This is a genomic window from Agromyces sp. NPDC055520, from assembly GCF_053619715.1.
In genome coordinates this window covers 49,528-66,935 of sequence record NZ_JBSHJY010000001.1, presented here as the reverse complement: position 1 = coordinate 66,935, position 17,408 = coordinate 49,528, and the positions used below count along the sequence as shown (strand labels likewise).

Sequence of the window (17,408 nt, the reverse complement as noted above, 5' to 3'; positions counted from 1 at the left end):
CGCGGTTCACTCGGCCGCGGAGCCGGTGGCCTCAGTCGTTCCCGCGGCCGGGGCCGCCGCCGTCGTTGCCCGGGGGGTCGTTGCCGTGGCCGCTGTTGCCTGGGCCGTCGTCGGGCGCCTGTTCCTCACCCTGCACTTGCGTCGGCGGGTCGGGCGTTGGTGCCGCATCGGTGCCCGGTAGCGGCGCCCGCTGCGGCGCGACCCGCTCGTTCGGGCCGATCACGCTGAACGCATCACCGCCGTACTTCGCGGCGGCCACCGACATCACGATGGGCCACATGCGGTGGCGAGCCGTCGCCGCCGAACCGCTGTCGAAGCGGATCGCGCGCTGGTTCGCGTCGCCGATGAGGCTCACCACCCCGGCCACCGTCGCGACCTTCGAGCTGGCGCCGGCCATCCAGGTGTCTTTGTTGCCGTCGGTCGTGCCGGTCTTGCCGATGAGCGGCACGTGCGGCTGCACGGCCCGATTCGATTCGGTCGCCGTGCCGCCCGTCATCACGAGCTGCATCGCGTAGTGCATGGCCGCGGCGACCTCTGGCGTGACCGCCGCGGTGCACGTCGACTTCGGCACGGGGATCTCGTCGCCGTTGCGATCGACGATGCGGTCGATCGCCACCGGCGTGCAGGTGACGCCGTTGTTCGAGATGCCGGCGAATGCGACCGCGAGGCTGAGCGGGGCCACCTCGTTCGTGCCGAGCACCGACGACGGACCCTGCTGCAGCGGGTTGCCGTCGGCCCGATGCATCCCGAACGCCTCTGCGGTCTTTCGGATGCCGCAGAGATCGAGCCGCTTCGCCATGCCGATGAACCCGGTGTTGATCGAGCCGATCGTCGACTCGAGCGCCGAATAGTTGCCGCCCGACTCGTTGGCGTCGTTCTTCGGGCTCCAGTGTTCGCTGTTGGTGTTGATCGGGCCGTCGCAGCTGTCTTGGAAGACGCCCCAGTTCGTCTTGGGTTTCGAGTCGACCCGCTCGCTCAGCGGATGACCCTCGTTGAGCCACTCCGCGAGGGTGAACACCTTGTAGGTCGATCCGGGCTGGAACCCGCTCGACCCGCCCTGTGTGTAGTCGGTGTTGTAGTTGACGCTCGTATACCGCGCGCCGAGTGCGAGCACGTTCGGGTCTTGGCTGTAGATCTTGTTCTGCGCCATCGCGAGCACTCGGCCCGTGCCCACCTGCACGCTCGAGATCACGCTGCCGACATCCCAACCGGGGTAGGTCTGCGGAACGTTCTGGGCGATCGCCGTCTCAGCGGCGTTCTGCAGGTCGAGATCGAGCGTCGTGTACACGTCGTAGCCGCCGCGCTTGAAGTTGCGCATGCGCGTCTCGGCATCCTCGCCGAAGGTCGGATCGGTCTGCAGGATGTTCTTCACGTAGTCGCAGAAGTACGCCGAGCCGTTCGCGGTCTGGCAGCCCGTGCTCGGCTCTTTGATCACGGGCTCGATCGGCGTCGCCACCGCGGCGTCGTACTCCTCTTTCGTGATCTTCTTCTCGGCGTACATGTGCAGGAGGATGTAGTCGCGCCGCTCCTTGTTGCGCGCGTAGCCGTTCGCCGCACCGTTCGTCTCGCTGTCGGGCTTGTCGAGCTGGAAGTCGACGGGGTTGTTGACGATCGCCAGCAGCGATGCCGCCTGGGGCAGTGTGAGCGCCGCGGCGCTCGTCGAGAAGTAATAGTTGGCGGCCGCCTCGATGCCGTAGACGGTGCCGCCGAAGCCCGCGATGTTCAGGTAGCCGAGCAGGATCTCGCTCTTCGAGTACCGCTTCTCGACGCCGATCGCGAGACGCATCTCTTTGAGCTTGCGCTCGATGCCGGCGCTTCCGTCGGATTCGGTCGCCTGGTCGTAGCAGTCGTTCTTCGCTTCGTCGACGAGTGCACGGCGATCGTCGTACGTGAGGGCCTCGACCTCTTCGACGGTCAGGTCTTCGACGGCGGTGACGTCGGCCTCGGCCTCGCACTCCTGCACGCGCACGTTCTTCACGTACTGCTGCGCGATCGACGAGCCGCCTTGCGTCCGGCCCCCGGTCGCGGTCTTCACGGCCGCCCGAAGCGTGCCCTGCACGTCGACGCCGCCGTGGTCGTAGAACCTGGGGTCTTCACCCGCGATCGCGGCGTCTTTCACGTACTGGTTGATCGACTCCCAGCCGACCTCGACGCGGTTCTGGTCGTAGAAGGAGGCGAGCAGCACCAGCGTCCCGTCATTAGCCGTCGCGTAGATGTTGCTCTTCTGCGAGAGCTCGTCGATCTGGAGGTACCCGGGAAGGTTCTCGAACATGTTGATGGTTCCGGATGCCGCGATGCCGACGGTCGCGAGTGCAGGTGTCACTCCGGCGACGACGAGCATGGCGACGCCGACGCTCGCCGCGATGAGCCCCACGAAGCCGCCGAGCACGCCGAGCGGGGTTCGCGTCTCTTGAAAGTCACGATTCCGCATGTTCCCAGAACCCATGGCTCACCCAATCCTCTGTCGGTGTCTCGCGATCGCATTCGCACCCGTAGGGAGGTGCGCATGGAGCCGACACTCAATGCAAGCGCAGCGACCCCCGGATGTCCAGTCGGCGCGCGCCTGAGCGGCGGCGAGTGTCTGAGGCGGGTGTCTGGGCCGGGTGTCTGAGGAAATGAGAAAGGCCCGGAGAACCGGGCCTTCACTTCAAGAAATTGGCTGGGGTACCTGGACTCGAACCAAGAACAACGGTACCAGAAACCGCCGTGTTGCCAATTACACCATACCCCAATGGCCGAAACCGAAGCCTCGCGCCGACATGTAACTCTAGCCTACGGTCGGGCACCCGCCAAACTGAGCAGCACTCACCCGGCGGGCGCCCACGCGCGTCAGGCGAGCAGCGCCGACAACCGGTCGATGCGCTCGATCGAGTCGACCTTGCCGAGGATCTGCATCGACTCGAAGAGCGGCGGCGAGACGCGGCGCCCCGAGATCGCGGTGCGCACGGCACCGAAGGCGACGCGTGGCTTCAGCGCGAGGCCGTCGACGAGGGCCGCGCGCAGGGCCTCTTCGATCTGCTCGTGCGTCCAGTCCTCGGCCGGCAGCCGGTCGAGCACCTCGCGTGCCGCGGCGAGCACGGCCGGCGCGTCGGCGGTGAGGGCGGCGACGGCCGCCTCGTCGAACTCGAGCCCCGCGGCATCCGTGAACAGGAAGCCGAGCATGCCGGGAGCCTCGCCCAGCAGGGCGATGCGCTCTTGGATGAGCGGTGCGCCCTCGGCGAGCACGGCCTCTTCAGCAGCGGTGATCGGGGTCGAGACGGCTCCGGCCGCCCGCAGGTACGGCACGGTGCGCGCCGCGAAGTCGGCGGCCTCGAGCTGACGGATGTGGTCGCCGTTGATCGCCTCGGCCTTCTTCAGGTCGAAGCGGGCCGGGTTCGGGTTGACGTTCGCGACGTCGAACGCGGCGATGAGCTCGTCGCGCGAGAACACGTCGCGGTCGGCCGAGAAGCCCCAGCCGAGCAGGGCGAGGTAGTTGATGAGCCCCTCGGGGATGAACCCGCGATCGCGGTGATGGAACAGGTTCGACTCGGGGTCGCGCTTCGAGAGCTTCTTGTTGCCCTCGCCCATGACGTAGGGCAGGTGTCCGAAGCGCGGCACGAAGCTCGTCACGCCGATGTCGATGAGCGCGTGGTACAGCGCGATCTGGCGAGGTGTCGACGACAGCAGGTCTTCGCCGCGCAGCACGTCGGTGATGCCCATGAGCGCGTCGTCGACGGGGTTCACGAAGGTGTAGAGCGGTGCGCCGTTCGGTCGCACGACGACGAAGTCGATCGTCGACCCGACCGGGAAGTCGATGCGGCCGCGCACGAGGTCGTCGAAGCCGAGGTCGACCTCGGGCACCCGAAGGCGCAGGGCGGGCTGGCGCCCCTCGGCGCGGAACGCCGCCTTCTGCTCGGCGGTGAGGTCGCGGTCGAAGTTGTCGTAGCCGAGCTGCTTCGGCCGGCCGTTCGCCTCGTTGCGGGCGTCGATCTCCTCCGCCGTCGAGTACGACTCGTAGAGGTGGCCCGAGGCCTTCAGCCGCTCGATGATCTCGAGGTAGATGTCACCGCGCTGCGACTGCCGGTACGGGCCGTGCGGGCCGCCGACGTCGATGCCCTCGTCCCACATAAGCCCGAGCCAGGTGAGGGCGTCGAGCAGCTGCGCGTAGCTCTCTTCACTGTCGCGTGCGGCGTCGGTGTCTTCGATGCGGAATACGAAGGTGCCGCCGGTGTGGCGCGCATAGGCCCAGTTGAACAGGGCGGTGCGAACGAGGCCGACGTGCGGCGTGCCGGTCGGCGATGGGCAGAAGCGCACACGGATGTCGCTGCCGGTGGCCGTGGTCGTGGGGTGAGCTGTCTCAGACATACCCCTCAATGCTATCGAGCGGCGAGCGATTCGAGTGCGGCCAACGCCGCGGTGATCGCCGCGCCGACGGCGGGCACCCGCTCGGCGCCGCGCGCGGTCACGAGGTGCAGCGAGCGCACGTCGGCGAGCGCGGTCGGCCTCGCCACCACGTCGTCGTGGCGCGGCGAGGCGGCGAGTGCAAGGGCCGGCAGCAGCGCGACCCCGAGCCCCTGCGCGACCATGCCCTCGACGGCGACGAAGTTGTCGGTCTCGAACGCGATGCGCGGCACGAATCCCGCGGCCCCCGCGAGCTCGAGCAGGTGCCCGCGGCAGCGAGGGCAGCCGGCGATCCAGGGCTCGTCGCGCAGCGCTCCGAGATCGACGACGTCGGATGCCGCGGCCGCATGCCCGGCCGGCAGCACGAGCTGCATCGGCTCGTCGCCGTAGGCGCGCACGTCGAGCCCGCGCGCGCTCGCCTGGTGCGGGTCGTCGCGATCGCCCGGGTAGCTGAAGGTGATCGCGAGATCGGCCTGGTCGGCGCGCACGGCGCGCACCGCCTCGGGCGGCTCGGCCTCGACGTAGGTGACGTCGACGCCGGGGTGGGCGGCGGCGAGCGCCGCGATGAGCCGGGGCACGAGTGTCGCCGACGCCGAGGGGAAGGCGACGAGCCGCACCCGTCCGGCGCGGAGCCCGCGGAGCTCGGCGAGTTCGCCCGCCGCGGCCTCGAGCGCCGTGGCGACATCCTGCGCGTGTCGCGCGAGCACACGCCCCGATTCGGTCAAGCGGATGCCGCGGCCGACGCGTTCGACGAGCGCGATGCCCGTGCGCTGCTCGAAGCGCCGCAGCTGTTGACTCACGGCGGGTTGGCTGTAGCCGAGCCACTCGGCGGCGGCGGTGAGCGAACCGTGTTCGGCGATCTGGTGCACGACGCGCACGGTCTGCAGGTCGAGTGCAGCGGCGAGGGCTTCGATCGAGGCATCCGACATGGTTGAATCATAACTCGAGCGCATGTATATGATCATTCGCTGGGCCTTGTCGAATGAATCAGCGTGATCGAGTCTTGATGCATGCATCACACCCGCGAGCGGTACGCCGCAGGCCGCGGCTACCTCGCCGCCTGCACGATGGGCCTGCCCGCCGACGTCACGCGCGACACCGTGCGACGCGATCTGGAATCGTGGTCGGCCGGAACCGCGTGCGGCGTCGAGTACGGGAGGATCCACGACCGGGCCCGGGGCCACGCCGCGACGCTGCTCGGCCGCGCGCCGAGTGAGATCGCCACCGGTTCGCAGGTATCGGTCTTCGCCGGACTCGTCGCCGCCTCGGCGCCCGCCGGCGCCGAGATCGTGTGCGTCGACGGCGACTTCTCGTCGGTCATCGGGCCGTTCCTGGCTCGCGGCGATCTGCGGGTGCGCCACGTGCCGCTCGACTCCCTCGCCGAGGCGGTAACGGCCACGACCTGGCTCGTCTCGTACTCGCTCGTGCAGTCGGCGACGGGCGAGGTCGCCGACGCGGCATCCGTCGCCGTCGCCGCTCGGGATGCCGGCGCGCTCACCCTCGTCGACACGACCCAGGCCACCGGCTGGATGCCGACCGACGCGCTCGACGCCGACGTCGTGATCTGCCACGCGTACAAGTGGCTCTCGGCGCCCCGCGGCGCGGCCTTCGCCGCGTTCTCGACGCGAGCGGTCGATGAACTGACTCCGCACGCGGCCGGATGGTACTCGGGCACCGACCCCTGGGCGTCGTGCTACGGGCCGTCGCTGCACCTCGCGGACGGCGCACAGCGCTTCGACGTCTCCCCCGCCTGGCACGCCTGGGCGGGTGCCGAGGCGGCGCTCGAACTCGCCGCTTCGCTCGACATGAGCGAGGTGCAACGGCACGACGTCGGGCTCGCGAATGCGTTCCGGGCGCGGCTCGGACTCGACGCCGCCGACAGCGCGATCGTCGCCTGGCCCGACGCCGACGGCGGTGCGCTGGCCGCGCTCGGCGCGGCGGGCATCACGGCCTCGGGGCGCGCCGGCCGGGCTCGGGTCGCGTTCCACGTCTGGAACGACGACGAGGACGTCGATCTCGCCGCCTCCGCCCTCGGTCGCTGAGCGACGGGCGCCGGGCTGAGCGGTCGGATCCCGCCTGTGGATAACCGCCACGGCCACCCCGGGGATTCGCTTAGGGTGATCAAATGTCTCTCCCCCGATTGGCGCCGCGGCGCCAGCGCGACCGACTCGGCATCGCGCTCGCCGCGGCCGGCGCGATCGCGCTGCTCATGAGCGGGTGCACGGGCGCCGACCCAGCGCCGTCGCCTTCGCCGAGCCCATCAGCGGATGCCGCGGGGCCGATCTTCGCGAGCGATGAGGAGGCCCTTGCGGCGGCGGTTGAAGCGTACGAGGCGTACCGCGAAGTGTCGGACACGATTCTCATCCAAGGCGGCGAGGAAGCCGATCGCATCGACACTGTCGTCACCACTGAGTTCGCCCCGAAGCTCCACGAAGAGTACGCCGCGATAGAAGATCTGGGCTTGAGCTCATCTGGTCCGTCGTCATTCGATACGACTTCGCTGGTCGAATGGCGCACGGTCGACGGTGTTGCGGAGGTGTCGATCTACCTCTGCCGAGATGTTTCAGGCTCCCGAGTGATCGACGCGAACGGAACCGACGTCACGCCCGCACAGCGACCCGATCGCATTGCGTCGCAGGCATTCATGGTCTCTGCACCAGGTGAACCGGCATTACTGATCGTGAGCGGAGTAAACGCATGGTCAGGCGACGACTTCTGCTGATCGCAATATCCGCTGCTGTCACCTTCGCCCCGTTGAACACGGCCGAGGCACCGCCAGATCCCGATGCCTGTTCGGGGACGATGGCCTGGGTCGATGGGTGCGCAACGCCCGCCGGAACGTTGACTCCAACTGAGGCGATCCTCGAAGCGGTCACAAGCGGTGGCGGCGATGCTCCACCACCGCTTGCCGAGCAATCGGTCGTAGACGACGCGCTCTTCTATGAATCAGAAGAAGCTCCGAAACCTGAGCCCGCGGTGTCGGAGAACTGCAGTCCGCTGAACCCACAACAGTGCTGGATGCCACCGACCGAGCCCGACCCGTCCGCACCCGTCCCGGGCACCATCATCACCCTGCGCGACATCGCCTCATTCGTCCCGGCCAAACCCGTCGGCGACATGGAACCCCGAGGCTGGGCCGTACGCGACCTCCCCGCCAACTTCATCGCCGACGCATCCACCCAGATCATCACCGGCACCCTGCTCGGCCAACCCGCCGACGTCCGCTTCACCCCCGTCGGCTACCGCTGGACCCACAGCGACGGCGGCCTCGTCGAAAGCGCCACCCCCGGCACCACCTGGGAGAGCCTCGGACTCCGCGAATTCACCGCCACCGACACCAGCCATCAGTACGACGAATCCGGCCGCTACACCGTCACCCTCGACATCGTGCTGCGCGCCGAATACCGCTTCGCCGGCTCCGCCTGGCGACCCATCGCCGGCACCCTCACCATCACCGGCGACCCGCAACCCGTCCTCGTCGGACAGATCGACACCGTCCTCGTCGACAGCGACTGCATCCAGAACCCCACCGGACCCGGCTGCTGACCCCAGCGACGGCCGGCGGAAGATCAGTGCGGCGCGCCGAGGGCGACGAGGCAGCGGTCGGGCGCGGTGAACGGCAACAGTTCAGCGCCGGCGAGCACCTCACCGATCAGCCCCGCGTGCACTCCGCAGATGACGTCGCGGTGCCGACGCGCTGAATCTCGGAACGGGCACGCATGCAGGGAGAGGCCTTCGGCCACAGGCTCGGGAGCGAAGCCGAGCTCATCGAGCATGCGGGTCAGGCGGTCGGTCGCCGTATCATCACGCATGGCGGCGTCGTCGCCCGCCAGGTTCTCGGCCCAGCGTCGACCCGCCTCACGCGCGAGCCTCGCGCGGGTCTCGCTCGCCTGACCGTCGAGAGCGACGGCCAGCACCTCGATCAGCTGCTCACGAGATCGTTCGTCGCGCGCGCGGGTCGCGACCACGTCGACGAGGGCGTAGCGCAGGCGGGGGCGTCCACGACGAGAACTGTGCTCGGCGGCCGCGACGACGACGCCGGCCTCGACGAGTTTGTCGAGGTGGAACCGTGCGGTCGTGACGTGCACGCCGAGCGCATCGGCGAGTTCTCGTGCGTCCACAGCATGCCCCACCCGCTGCAGGGCCTCGAGCACCCGCATCTTGGGCGGCGACGCAACCGCGAGCGCCGCAACGTCAGCTCGCGGGTCGGACTCAGCCGACCGCATCGATCGCCCCCTCCGCCTCGAGCCGGGCGCGCGACGAGACGGTTTCGAGGGCGCTGCCCGAGCCCCCCGCGAGTCGGCGGCCGATCGATCCGGCGATGCGGCGCGCCTGGACCTTCGCGCGCTCGGCGGCGTCGCCCGCGAACTGCTCGTCGACGTTCACGACCCAGAGTTCGAGCCATCGGTCGAAGTGCGCCGCTTCGAGCTCGTACTTCGCGTTGATCGCGACATGCATGGCGAGCGCGTTCCGCCGGTAGGTGCCGGTCTGGAAGAGCACCGTCTCCCAGAAGTCGCACATGATCGGCAGATGATGGTCGAGATCCATGTGCGCGACATCGGTGAAGATCGGTCCGATCAGAGGGTCGGCGAAGGCCCGCAGGTAGAAAGACTCGACGAGCCGCGCAATGTCAGCGCGGTCACGGATGTCTCGGAGTGCGGTGAGTTCGCCGGGGAGTTCGACCATGTGTCGAAACTACCCGCTCACCCGAATAAACCGCAATCTGCTACGTTCAAATCGACGACCAGTTCTTCGGGATCGCCATCGTGTCGAAGGGATCAGAAGTGAACGCGCGCCATGACATCATCGCAACCGCGAAGTGCAGCTGCGGCGAACCGTGCCGGTCGGTGACGGCGAGGTGCGCACGATGACGGCCTCCACGGCGTCCGCGCAGCGGATCACGCCGGTCGCCGTCGGCAATGCCGTCGGCATCGCGCTCATCGTCGTCGGCGGACTCGTCGCCGCGGTGACCGGGCCGCTGAACTGGGAGCAGGGCAGTTGGCTCGCGGCCTACCTCGTGCTCGTGGGCGGCGCCACGCAGTGCCTCATCGCCCGGGTGGTCGCCTCGGCTCCGTGGGCGGACGGCCGCGGCGGGGTGCTGCTGTTCACCGTGTGGAACCTCGGCTTCCTGCTCGTCATCGTCGGCGCGCTCGCCAGACTGCCGCTCGTCGCCGACCTCGGCGGGCTGCTGATCGTGCCGACGCTCGTGGTGGCGCTGCGTGCAACCCTCGTGTCTTCGTCGAGCGACGCGTCATCAGGCGGAATGGGGCGCGTCGCACGCGTGCTCTCGGCGATCGTGTTCGTCGTCGTCCTCATCGGCGTGCCGGTCGGGCTCGTCATCAGCCACCTGCGCGCGGCCGGCTGACGCACGCAGCGGGCACTCGGGCGAACACGGCGGCGCGATGCAGTCGCACCGCTCGGGGTTCGCCTCAGGCCGAACGCACCGGGTTCGAGAGCGTGCCGAGTCCGGTCACGTCGACCTCGACGGTGTCGCCGTCGACGATGGGGCCGACGCCGGCGGGAGTGCCCGTGAGGATCACGTCACCGGGCAGCAGCGTGAACACGCTCGAGGCGTACGCGATGATCGAGCCGACCGAGTGCACCATGTCGGCGAGGCTGCCCGACTGCCGGCGCTCGCCGTTCACGCGCGTCTCGATCGTGGCGGTCTCGAAGTCGACGTGCGTCTCGATCACGGGCCCGAGCGGGCAGAACGAGTCGAAGCCCTTCGCACGTGCCCACTGGCCGTCGCGCTGCTGAAGGTCGCGGGCCGTCACGTCGTTGGCGATCGTGTAGCCGAAGATGTAGTCCTCGGCATCCTCTTCGGAAACGTTCTTCGCGATGCGCCCGATGACGACGGCGAGCTCGCCCTCGTGCTCGACCCGCTCGCTCTGCTTCGGCAGCACGATGGCGTCGCCGGGGCCGATCACCGAGGTGTTCGGCTTCAAGAAGAGCAGCGGCTCGGCGGGCGCCTCGCCACCCATCTCCTCCGCGTGGTCGCGGTAGTTCTTGCCGACCGCGACGACCTTCGAACGCGGGATCACGGGCGCGAGCAGCTTCGCCTCGGTGAGCTTGACGCGCTCGCCCGTGGGCTCGTAGCCCGCGAACATCGGGTCGGCCTTCAGCACGACGAGCTCGTGCTCCTCTTCGTCGACGATGCCGAATGCGATGGTGTCGTCGTGGCTGAAACGCGCGATCTTCATGACTTCAGCCTACCGGCGGCGGTCTCGTCGCAGACCCCGGACCCCACCGCCGAAGGCGGCGACATCCATCAGCAGTCAGCTGTCGGCCATCAGCAGTCGGCTGTCGGCCGTCAGCCGTCGAGTCGGGTCAGCCAGCCGTGGCGGTCTTCGACGCGGCCGTACTGGATGTCGGTGAGCTCTTGACGCAGCGAGAGCGCGAGTTCGGATGCCGCGGCGCCCGTGTGCACGATCTCGAAGTCGGTGCCGAGCAGGCGCCCGATGGGCACGACGACCGCGGCGGTGCCGCACGCGAAGGCACCGACGATCTCGCCCGACTCGGCGCCGCTGCGCCACTCGTCGAGGGCGATGGCGCGCCGCTCGACCGCGTGGCCGCGATCGGTCGCGAGCTGCAGGATCGAGTCGCGCGTGATGCCCTCGAGGATCGAGGGCGATTCGGGCGTGACGAGCGTGCCGTCGCGCTTGACGAGCACGATGTTCATGCCGCCGAGCTCTTCGAGGTTGCCGGCGTCGTCGAGGAACGCGACCTGCTGGCATCCTTTCTCGTATGCCTCGGCCTGGGGCAGCAGGCTCGATGCGTAGTTGCCGCCGGTCTTGGCAGCGCCGGTGCCGCCCTTGCCCGCGCGCGCGTAGTCGGTGGAGAGCCAGATGTTCACGGGCTCGACCCCACCCGGGAAGTAGGCGCCCGCCGGGCTCGCGATCACGTAGTAGGCGACCTTCTTCGCCGGGCGCACGCCGAGGAACGCCTCTTTCGCGAACATGAACGGGCGTAGGTAGAGGCTCGTCTCGGGCGCGCTCGGCACCCAGTCGGCGTCGACGGCGATGAGCTGCTTGAGCGATTCGATGAAGATCTCGCTCGGCAGCTCGGGCAGCGCCATGCGACGCGCGGAGCGCTGCATGCGGGCGGCGTTCTCGTACGGCCGGAAGGTGTGGATCGAACCGTCGGCGTGCCGGTAGGCCTTCATGCCCTCGAAGATCTCCTGCGCGTAGTGCAGCACCGCGGCGGCCGGGTCGAGCGAGATCGGGCCGTAGGGCGTGACGCGCGGGCGGTGCCAGCCGCCCTTCTCAGACCAGCAGATGTCGACCATGTGGTCGGTGAAGTGGTTGCCGAAGCCGGGGTCGGCGAGCACCGCGTCGCGTTCGGCGGGCGTCTTCGCCTGCTCGTTGCGGATGACCTGCCAGATGAGACCTGCTGCCGACGGAGCCTGGAGCGGGAGGTTGATCGTCATTTTCGTTTCCTTCGATGCGCTGGTTCTGTCGCCGGTTCAGGCGAGCGTGCCGATTCGTGCGGCGATGGCGTCGCCGACCTCTGCGGTCGTGCGCCGGGTGTCGCCGCGCTGGGCGACGTCGGCGACGACGGCCTGCTGGACCCTGGCCGCGGCGTCGGCCCGGCCGAGGTGGTCGAGCAGCAGCGCCACCGAGAGGATCGCGGCGGTGGGATCGGCCACGCCCATGCCCGCGATGTCGGGCGCCGAGCCGTGAACCGGCTCGAACATGCTCGGGAACCGGCCGTCGGGGTTGATGTTGCCCGAGGCCGCGAGCCCGATGCCGCCGCTGATCGCGCCGGCCAGATCGGTGAGGATGTCGCCGAACAGGTTGTCGGTGACGATGACGTCGAATCTCGCAGGATTCGTGACCAGGAAGATCGTCGCGGCATCCACATGCAGGTAATCGACCGCGACGTCGGGGAATTCGGCGGCGACGGCGTCGACCGTGCGCTTCCACAGCGACCCGGCGAAGACGAGCACGTTCGTCTTGTGCACGAGCGTCAACTTCTTGCGAGGGCGATCGGATGCCGCGGCGAAGGCGTAGCGCACGACGCGCTCGACTCCGTACGCGGTGTTGACCGACACCTCGTTGGCGACCTCGGCGGGCGTGCCGACGCGGATCGCACCGCCGTTGCCGACGTACGGACCCTCGGTGCCCTCGCGCACGACGACGAAGTCGACGTCGCCGGGTGCGGCGAGCGGGCTCGCGACACCGGGGTAGAGCACCGACGGCCGCAGGTTGACGTAGTGGTCGAGTTCGAAGCGCAGCTTCAGCAGTAGGCCCCGCTCGATGTTCGCGCCCGCGAGACGCGGGTCGCCGGGCACTCCGCCGACCGCGCCGAGCAGGATCGCGTCGTGGCCCTTGATCGAGGCGAGGTCGTCGTCGGTCAGCACATCGCCGGTCGCGAGGTAGCGCGCCGCGCCCAGGGAGAACTCGGTCTGTTCGAACGCGACCCCCGAACCCTCGGTCGCTGCCGCGAGCGCCTTCAGCGCCTCGGCGACGACTTCAGGGCCGATCCCGTCACCGGGAATGACCGCGAGCTTGACCGTGTCCACCATGAATTCTCCTTCGTGCGCTGGCCATCCCAGCGTACTGGCCGCGCGCGCGAGTGACACCCTGCGGCGACGGGCTCACTCGTGGGCGGGGGCACCCTGCGGGTTGCGCAGCGTGAGCACGGCGACGACCGCCGCAGCGACCATGAGCGCGACGCCGATGAGCGAGGTGATCACGACGCCTTCGTCGAAGGCCAGCGCAGCGGATGCCGCGAGCCGATCGCCGATCGCAGTGGGCAACTGGTCGACGACGGTGACGGCGCCGGCGAGTGTCTCGCGCGCCGTGTGCGCCTGTTCCGCCGTGAGTGCGCTCGGCAGCACGATCGCGGCGCTGTAGTGGGCTGCGATGATCGAACCGAGCACGGCGGTGCCGAGCACCGCGCCGAGCTCGTACGCCGTCTCGGAGACGGCGGAGGCGGCGCCCGCCTTCTCGGGGGGCGCGCTCGAGAGGATGAGCTCATTCGAGACGGTCTCGGCGGCGCCGATGCCGACGCCGAGCATCACGAACGCGATGACGACCGGGGCGATCGAGTCGGCGGTCGCGAAGAACGCGATCACGGCATAGCCGCCAGCCGAGAGGAGCAGCGCGATCGGCACGAGCACCCGCGGCCGGACCCGTCGGGCGATCGGCACGACGGCAAGGCCCGCGATGATCATCGCGACGAGTCCCGGTAGCAGGGCGAGCCCGGCCGCGACGGGGGTGAGCCCGACGATGAGTTGGAGGTGCTGCGACACGAAGTAGAGGAAGCCGACGAGCGCGATGACGCTGAAGAGGTTCACGAGCACGGCGCCGCCGAACGACCCCTGGCCGAACAGTCGCACGTCGAGCATCGGCGAGCGGCTCTTCAACTGACGACGCACGAACCAGAGGCCGCAGAACAGACCGAAGACGATGGCCTGGATGCCGAAGCCCGAGACGCCCTCGGTGGCGAGCGACTTGATGCCGAACACCACCGGCACCATCGCGGCGAGCGAGAGCAGGGTGCTCGGGATGTCGATACGTCCGGGCGCGGGGTCACGGCTCTCGGGGATGAGCAGCGGCACGAGGACGAGCAGAGGCACGAGCACGGGCACCGCGAGGAGGAAGACCGCACCCCAGTGGAAGTGCTCGAGCAGGATGCCGCCGACGAGCGGGCCGAGGGCGCTGCCCGCGGCGAAGCCCGAGGCCCAGATCGCGATCGCGAGACGGCGTTGCTCGCGCTCGACGAAGACAGTGCGCAGCAGCGACAGCGTCGACGGCATGAGCATGGCGCCGAAGAATCCGAGCGCCGCGCGCGAGGCGATGAGCGCCTCTGCGGTCGGCGCGAACGCGGCGACGACCGAGAGCACGGCGAAGCCGACCGAGCCGATGAGCAGCATGCGGCGACGGCCGAAGCGGTCGCCGGCGCTGCCCATGGCGACGAGCAGGCCTGCGAGCACGAGGGGGTAGGCGTCGATGATCCAGAGCTGCTGGGCGGCGGTCGGAGCGAGGTCGAGCGCGATCGCAGGCAGGGCGAAGCTCAGCACCGTGTTGTCGACCGAGACGAGCAGCACGGGCAGCATGAGCACCGCGAGGGCGAACCACGCCCGGCGGGGTGCGCGAGCGGCCGCGGCGGCGTTCGTCACGTGGGTGGGGAGTGCGATCTGGTCGGTGTCGGTCATCTCAGGCTCGTTCGTCTCAACGGTTACTGTACCGTCCAGTTGGTATAGTAACAAAGGTGTCCACCACTTCGTCAACACCTGCGCGGTCAACCGGCGACTCGTCGGCCACACTGGAGTCATGAGTCGCCCGCCCGCCGCCCGAGAGGCGGTGCTCGACGCGTTCGAGCGCATCATCATCGCCGACGGCGAACGCACCGCGACGCTCGACGCCACCGCCCGTGCCGCCGGGGTCTCCAAGGGCGGCCTGCTCTACCACTTCGGCTCGCGACACGCACTGATCGCGGGACTCATCGAGCGACTGCACCGGCTCGTCGACGACGACGTGGCGCTCATCCACTCGGCACCCGACGGTCCGATCTCGTACTTCGTGCGCTCGTCGGTCGACCTCGAGTCGCCGCTCGACCACAGTTTCGTCGCGACCGTGCGGCTCGCCCAGGGCGGCGACCGGCAGGCCGCAGCGGCGATCGACGCCGTGCGCTCGCGCTGGCTCGAAGAGATCGGCCGGCGTGTCGACGACCCGGCGCTCGCCCTCGCAGTCACGCTGATCGGCGACGGCCTGTACTACCACTCGGCCCTGCGTGCCGAGGTCGACGCGAGTGAACTCGGCGACGACGACATCGGCCCCGCCGAGATGGACGGCCTCGTCGCGCTGCTCGAGCGCATCGCCCGGTCGGGCCGGTAGTCGAACAGGCACCCGGGCGCCCGCCGACGTGGACGGCCGGGCGGCTACTCGGTGATGTCGATCTCGACGAAGAGGCTCGCGTCGATCGCCTCGCGCACCCGCTCGAGCACCTCGGCCGGCACCGGCGAGTCGACGGTCAGCACGCTGAGCGCCTGCCCGCCCGCCTCGCGGCGCGCGATCTGCATGCCGGCGATGTTGATGCCCGCCTCGCCGAACTCGCGGCCGTAGACCGCGACGATGCCGGGCCGGTCGGCGTACTCCATGACGATGTGGGTCGTCGCGATCGGCACCTCGAGTTCGAAGCCGTTGACGGCCACGAGCTTCTCGATCTGCTTCGGGCCGGTGAGCGTGCCGGAGACCGAGACCTGGCGGCCGTCGGCGATCGCGCCCGTGAGCGTGATCACGTTGCGGTACTCGGGCGACTCGGCGGCGGTGATGAGGCGCACGTCGACGCCGCGCTGCTCGGCGAGCAGCGGCGCGTTCACGTACGAGACCGTCTCGCTGACGACGTTGGTGAAGACGCCCTTCAGAGCAGCGAGCTTCAGTGCGCTCACGTCGTAGTCGACGAGTTCGCCGCGCACCTCGACGTCGAGGCTCGTGAGCGGGCCGTTGGCGATGCCCGCGAAGAGCTGGCCGAGCTTCTCGACGAGCGGGATGCCGGGGCGTACGTACGGGTCGATGACACCGCCGGCGACGTTGACCGCGTCGGGCACGAGCTCGCCGGCGAGGGCGAGTCGCACCGACCTCGCGACCGAGACGCCCGCCTTCTCTTGCGCCTCATCGGTCGACGCGCCGAGGTGCGGTGTCACGACGATGTTCGGCAGGCCGAGCAGCGGCGAGTCGCGCGGCGGCTCCGAGACGAACACGTCGACGGCCGCGCCGGCGATCGTACGCGCCACGAGCGCGTCGTGCAGTGCGTCTTCGTCGATCAGCCCGCCGCGCGCGACGTTCACGATGTACGCGGTCGGCTTCATGCGGGCGAACTGCTCGGTGCCGATCATGCCGGTGGTCTCGGGCGTCTTCGGCATGTGGATCGTGATGAAGTCGCTCTGCTCGAGCAGTTCGTCGAGGCTCACGGTCTGCACGCCGAGCTGCTGCGCGCGAGCGGCGGTGATGTACGGGTCGTAGGCGATCACGTTGGTGCCGAACGCCTGCAGGCGGGCGGCGATGAGCGCGCCGATGCGGCCGAGGCCGATGATGCCGATGGTCTTCTCGTAGAGCTCGACACCCGTGTACGCCGAGCGCTTCCACTCCCCCTGTGCGAGCGCGGAGTGCGCGGCCGGGATGTGCCGGGCGAGGCTCAGGATGTGACCGACGGTCAACTCGGCGGCCGAGATGATGTTCGATGTCGGCGCGTTCACGACCATGACGCCGGCCGCGGTGGCGGCCTTGATGTCGACGTTGTCGAGTCCGACGCCTGCGCGCGCGACGACCTTGAGCTTCGGCGCAGCGGCGATCGCCTCGGCGTCGACCTTCGTCGCGGACCGCACGAGGATCGCGTCGGCGTCGGCAAGGGCCGCGAGCAGCGCGGGCCGATCGGTGCCGTCGACGGATCTGACGTCGAAGTCGGGGCCGAGAGCATCGACGGTGGCGGGCGAGAGTTCTTCGGCGATCAGCACGACCGGCTTTGACACGAACGGTTCCTTCGGGGTTTGCGCGCGCGCACGACACTGCGACTTGCGGTGGGATGCGCCACACGCCGTCGGGGCGCCTACCGGCTCACTCTACTGGAGCGCGCATTCCACGACCGTTCTATGACGCCGGATGCCGCGTGGCCGCCCACCCGCCGCCCGCAGCCCTCACGAGAGGTCGAGGCCGCCGAGCGCGAACAGCGCGATGATGTCGGCGGCGAGCACCTGCACGAGCGCGAACCCGGCGAGGAAGAGCACGAGCTGCGCGAGCGGCCCGCGTCGTCGGCCCAGCCAGAACGCCGCGCCGAACACGAGCAGCGGCACGGCGGCCCCTGCCACGAGCAGCACCCAACCGAAGCCCGTGATCGCGACGCCGAGCCCGGCGGCGGTGACGTTCATTCCCACGAGATTGCCCACGGCCTCCCACACGTCGTAGGCGTAGAACACGCCGAACACGACGGCGATCGTGACCGCAAGCCAGAGCGGAGTCGCCGCGCGGCCGGGCGCCGCGTCGACGCCGTCGGTCGAGCCGGTGGGAACGGATGCCTCGGTCATC

Annotated in this window: 16 protein-coding genes and 1 tRNA gene; 5 read left to right on the top strand and 12 right to left on the bottom strand. The window is 69.4% G+C overall.

Features of this window, described 5'->3' with window-relative positions; translation table 11 throughout:
* Positions 1-31: 31 nt before the first annotated feature.
* From ACWGST_RS00310 to ACWGST_RS00295, 4 genes are all read right to left on the bottom strand, one after another.
* A complete protein-coding gene (locus tag ACWGST_RS00310; RefSeq protein ID WP_452044652.1) occupies positions 32-2,431 on the bottom strand; it encodes a transglycosylase domain-containing protein in 2,400 nt (799 codons plus the stop codon).
* 225 nt (positions 2,432-2,656) lie between these two features.
* A tRNA-Gln gene (locus ACWGST_RS00305) sits at positions 2,657-2,731 on the bottom strand.
* A 98-nt stretch (positions 2,732-2,829) separates the two neighbouring features.
* A complete protein-coding gene (gltX, locus tag ACWGST_RS00300) occupies positions 2,830-4,344 on the bottom strand; it encodes a glutamate--tRNA ligase (protein WP_452044651.1) in 1,515 nt (504 codons plus the stop codon).
* A gap of 11 nt (positions 4,345-4,355) precedes the next feature.
* Positions 4,356-5,309: a LysR family transcriptional regulator gene (locus ACWGST_RS00295; RefSeq protein ID WP_452044650.1), complete on the bottom strand. Its 954-nt coding sequence runs from the start codon at positions 5,307-5,309 to the stop codon at positions 4,356-4,358.
* An 81-nt stretch (positions 5,310-5,390) separates the two neighbouring features.
* On the opposite strand from ACWGST_RS00295, the gene ACWGST_RS00290 reads away from it, so the two are divergent.
* The 3 genes from ACWGST_RS00290 to ACWGST_RS00280 all read left to right on the top strand — a co-directional run bounded on the left by ACWGST_RS00290 (position 5,391) and on the right by ACWGST_RS00280 (position 7,926).
* Complete coding sequence (locus tag ACWGST_RS00290) at positions 5,391-6,422, top strand: aminotransferase class V-fold PLP-dependent enzyme (RefSeq protein WP_452044649.1); 1,032 nt, start codon at positions 5,391-5,393, stop codon at positions 6,420-6,422.
* Positions 6,423-6,505: 83 nt separating this feature from the next.
* Entirely contained in the window at positions 6,506-7,102 is a 597-nt protein-coding gene (locus ACWGST_RS00285) for a hypothetical protein (protein ID WP_452044648.1), read from the top strand.
* Positions 7,078-7,926, top strand: coding sequence for a hypothetical protein (locus ACWGST_RS00280; protein WP_452044647.1), 849 nt, complete (start codon positions 7,078-7,080; stop codon positions 7,924-7,926). Before ACWGST_RS00285 ends, ACWGST_RS00280 begins: the two co-directional genes overlap by 25 nt.
* Before the next feature lie 23 nt (positions 7,927-7,949).
* Here the strand turns inward: ACWGST_RS00280 and ACWGST_RS00275 are convergent, their stop codons facing one another.
* Positions 7,950-8,606 carry a helix-turn-helix transcriptional regulator gene (locus ACWGST_RS00275; protein ID WP_452044646.1) on the bottom strand — a complete coding sequence of 219 codons (657 nt, stop codon included), beginning with the start codon at positions 8,604-8,606 and terminating at the stop codon, positions 7,950-7,952.
* Positions 8,593-9,066 carry a group III truncated hemoglobin gene (locus tag ACWGST_RS00270; protein WP_452044645.1) on the bottom strand — a complete coding sequence of 158 codons (474 nt, stop codon included), beginning with the start codon at positions 9,064-9,066 and terminating at the stop codon, positions 8,593-8,595. Before ACWGST_RS00270 ends, ACWGST_RS00275 begins: the two co-directional genes overlap by 14 nt.
* Positions 9,067-9,247: 181 nt before the next feature.
* On the opposite strand from ACWGST_RS00270, the gene ACWGST_RS00265 reads away from it, so the two are divergent.
* Positions 9,248-9,745 (top strand): hypothetical protein, encoded by a 498-nt coding sequence (locus tag ACWGST_RS00265; RefSeq protein ID WP_452044644.1) that lies wholly within the window; start codon positions 9,248-9,250, stop codon positions 9,743-9,745.
* A gap of 64 nt (positions 9,746-9,809) precedes the next feature.
* Here the strand turns inward: ACWGST_RS00265 and ACWGST_RS00260 are convergent, their stop codons facing one another.
* The 4 genes from ACWGST_RS00260 to ACWGST_RS00245 all read right to left on the bottom strand — a co-directional run bounded on the left by ACWGST_RS00260 (position 9,810) and on the right by ACWGST_RS00245 (position 14,539).
* A complete protein-coding gene (locus ACWGST_RS00260; RefSeq protein ID WP_452044643.1) occupies positions 9,810-10,580 on the bottom strand; it encodes a fumarylacetoacetate hydrolase family protein in 771 nt (256 codons plus the stop codon).
* Positions 10,581-10,690: 110 nt separating this feature from the next.
* Positions 10,691-11,806, bottom strand: coding sequence for a branched-chain amino acid aminotransferase (locus tag ACWGST_RS00255; RefSeq protein ID WP_452044642.1), 1,116 nt, complete (start codon positions 11,804-11,806; stop codon positions 10,691-10,693).
* A 36-nt stretch (positions 11,807-11,842) separates the two neighbouring features.
* A complete protein-coding gene (locus ACWGST_RS00250; protein ID WP_452044641.1) occupies positions 11,843-12,904 on the bottom strand; it encodes a 3-isopropylmalate dehydrogenase in 1,062 nt (353 codons plus the stop codon).
* A gap of 72 nt (positions 12,905-12,976) precedes the next feature.
* A complete protein-coding gene (locus ACWGST_RS00245; RefSeq protein ID WP_452044640.1) occupies positions 12,977-14,539 on the bottom strand; it encodes an MFS transporter in 1,563 nt (520 codons plus the stop codon).
* Between the two features lie 118 nt (positions 14,540-14,657).
* Here ACWGST_RS00245 and ACWGST_RS00240 point away from each other — a divergent pair, with 118 nt between their 5' ends.
* Positions 14,658-15,221 (top strand): TetR/AcrR family transcriptional regulator, encoded by a 564-nt coding sequence (locus tag ACWGST_RS00240; RefSeq protein WP_452044639.1) that lies wholly within the window; start codon positions 14,658-14,660, stop codon positions 15,219-15,221.
* A gap of 44 nt (positions 15,222-15,265) precedes the next feature.
* Here ACWGST_RS00240 and serA read toward each other — a convergent pair whose 3' ends face one another.
* The gene (gene serA, locus ACWGST_RS00235) at positions 15,266-16,855 is read right to left on the bottom strand and encodes a phosphoglycerate dehydrogenase (RefSeq protein WP_452044638.1); all 1,590 of its coding nucleotides are present in this window, start codon (positions 16,853-16,855) and stop codon (positions 15,266-15,268) included.
* Between the two features lie 165 nt (positions 16,856-17,020).
* Complete coding sequence (locus tag ACWGST_RS00230) at positions 17,021-17,407, bottom strand: hypothetical protein (protein WP_452044637.1); 387 nt, start codon at positions 17,405-17,407, stop codon at positions 17,021-17,023.
* Position 17,408 lies beyond the last annotated feature (1 nt).

What these genes read in the sequence shown, in the direction of transcription:
- ACWGST_RS00265 (WP_452044644.1), top strand. Translation starts at nt 9,248, where the DNA reads ATGACGGCCTCCACGGCGTCCGCGCAGCGGATCACGCCGGTCGCCGTC.
- ACWGST_RS00275 (WP_452044646.1), bottom strand. Translation starts at nt 8,606, where the DNA reads ATGCGGTCGGCTGAGTCCGACCCGCGAGCTGACGTTGCGGCGCTCGCG.
- ACWGST_RS00280 (WP_452044647.1), top strand. Translation starts at nt 7,078, where the DNA reads ATGGTCAGGCGACGACTTCTGCTGATCGCAATATCCGCTGCTGTCACC.
- ACWGST_RS00285 (WP_452044648.1), top strand. Translation starts at nt 6,506, where the DNA reads ATGTCTCTCCCCCGATTGGCGCCGCGGCGCCAGCGCGACCGACTCGGC.
- ACWGST_RS00295 (WP_452044650.1), bottom strand. Translation starts at nt 5,309, where the DNA reads ATGTCGGATGCCTCGATCGAAGCCCTCGCCGCTGCACTCGACCTGCAG.
- ACWGST_RS00240 (WP_452044639.1), top strand. Translation starts at nt 14,658, where the DNA reads ATGAGTCGCCCGCCCGCCGCCCGAGAGGCGGTGCTCGACGCGTTCGAG.
- ACWGST_RS00255 (WP_452044642.1), bottom strand. Translation starts at nt 11,806, where the DNA reads ATGACGATCAACCTCCCGCTCCAGGCTCCGTCGGCAGCAGGTCTCATC.
- ACWGST_RS00245 (WP_452044640.1), bottom strand. Translation starts at nt 14,539, where the DNA reads ATGACCGACACCGACCAGATCGCACTCCCCACCCACGTGACGAACGCC.
- ACWGST_RS00230 (WP_452044637.1), bottom strand. Translation starts at nt 17,407, where the DNA reads ATGACCGAGGCATCCGTTCCCACCGGCTCGACCGACGGCGTCGACGCG.
- ACWGST_RS00260 (WP_452044643.1), bottom strand. Translation starts at nt 10,580, where the DNA reads ATGAAGATCGCGCGTTTCAGCCACGACGACACCATCGCATTCGGCATC.
- ACWGST_RS00270 (WP_452044645.1), bottom strand. Translation starts at nt 9,066, where the DNA reads ATGGTCGAACTCCCCGGCGAACTCACCGCACTCCGAGACATCCGTGAC.
- ACWGST_RS00310 (WP_452044652.1), bottom strand. Translation starts at nt 2,431, where the DNA reads ATGCGGAATCGTGACTTTCAAGAGACGCGAACCCCGCTCGGCGTGCTC.
- ACWGST_RS00250 (WP_452044641.1), bottom strand. Translation starts at nt 12,904, where the DNA reads ATGGTGGACACGGTCAAGCTCGCGGTCATTCCCGGTGACGGGATCGGC.
- ACWGST_RS00290 (WP_452044649.1), top strand. Translation starts at nt 5,391, where the DNA reads ATGCATCACACCCGCGAGCGGTACGCCGCAGGCCGCGGCTACCTCGCC.
- gltX (WP_452044651.1), bottom strand. Translation starts at nt 4,344, where the DNA reads ATGTCTGAGACAGCTCACCCCACGACCACGGCCACCGGCAGCGACATC.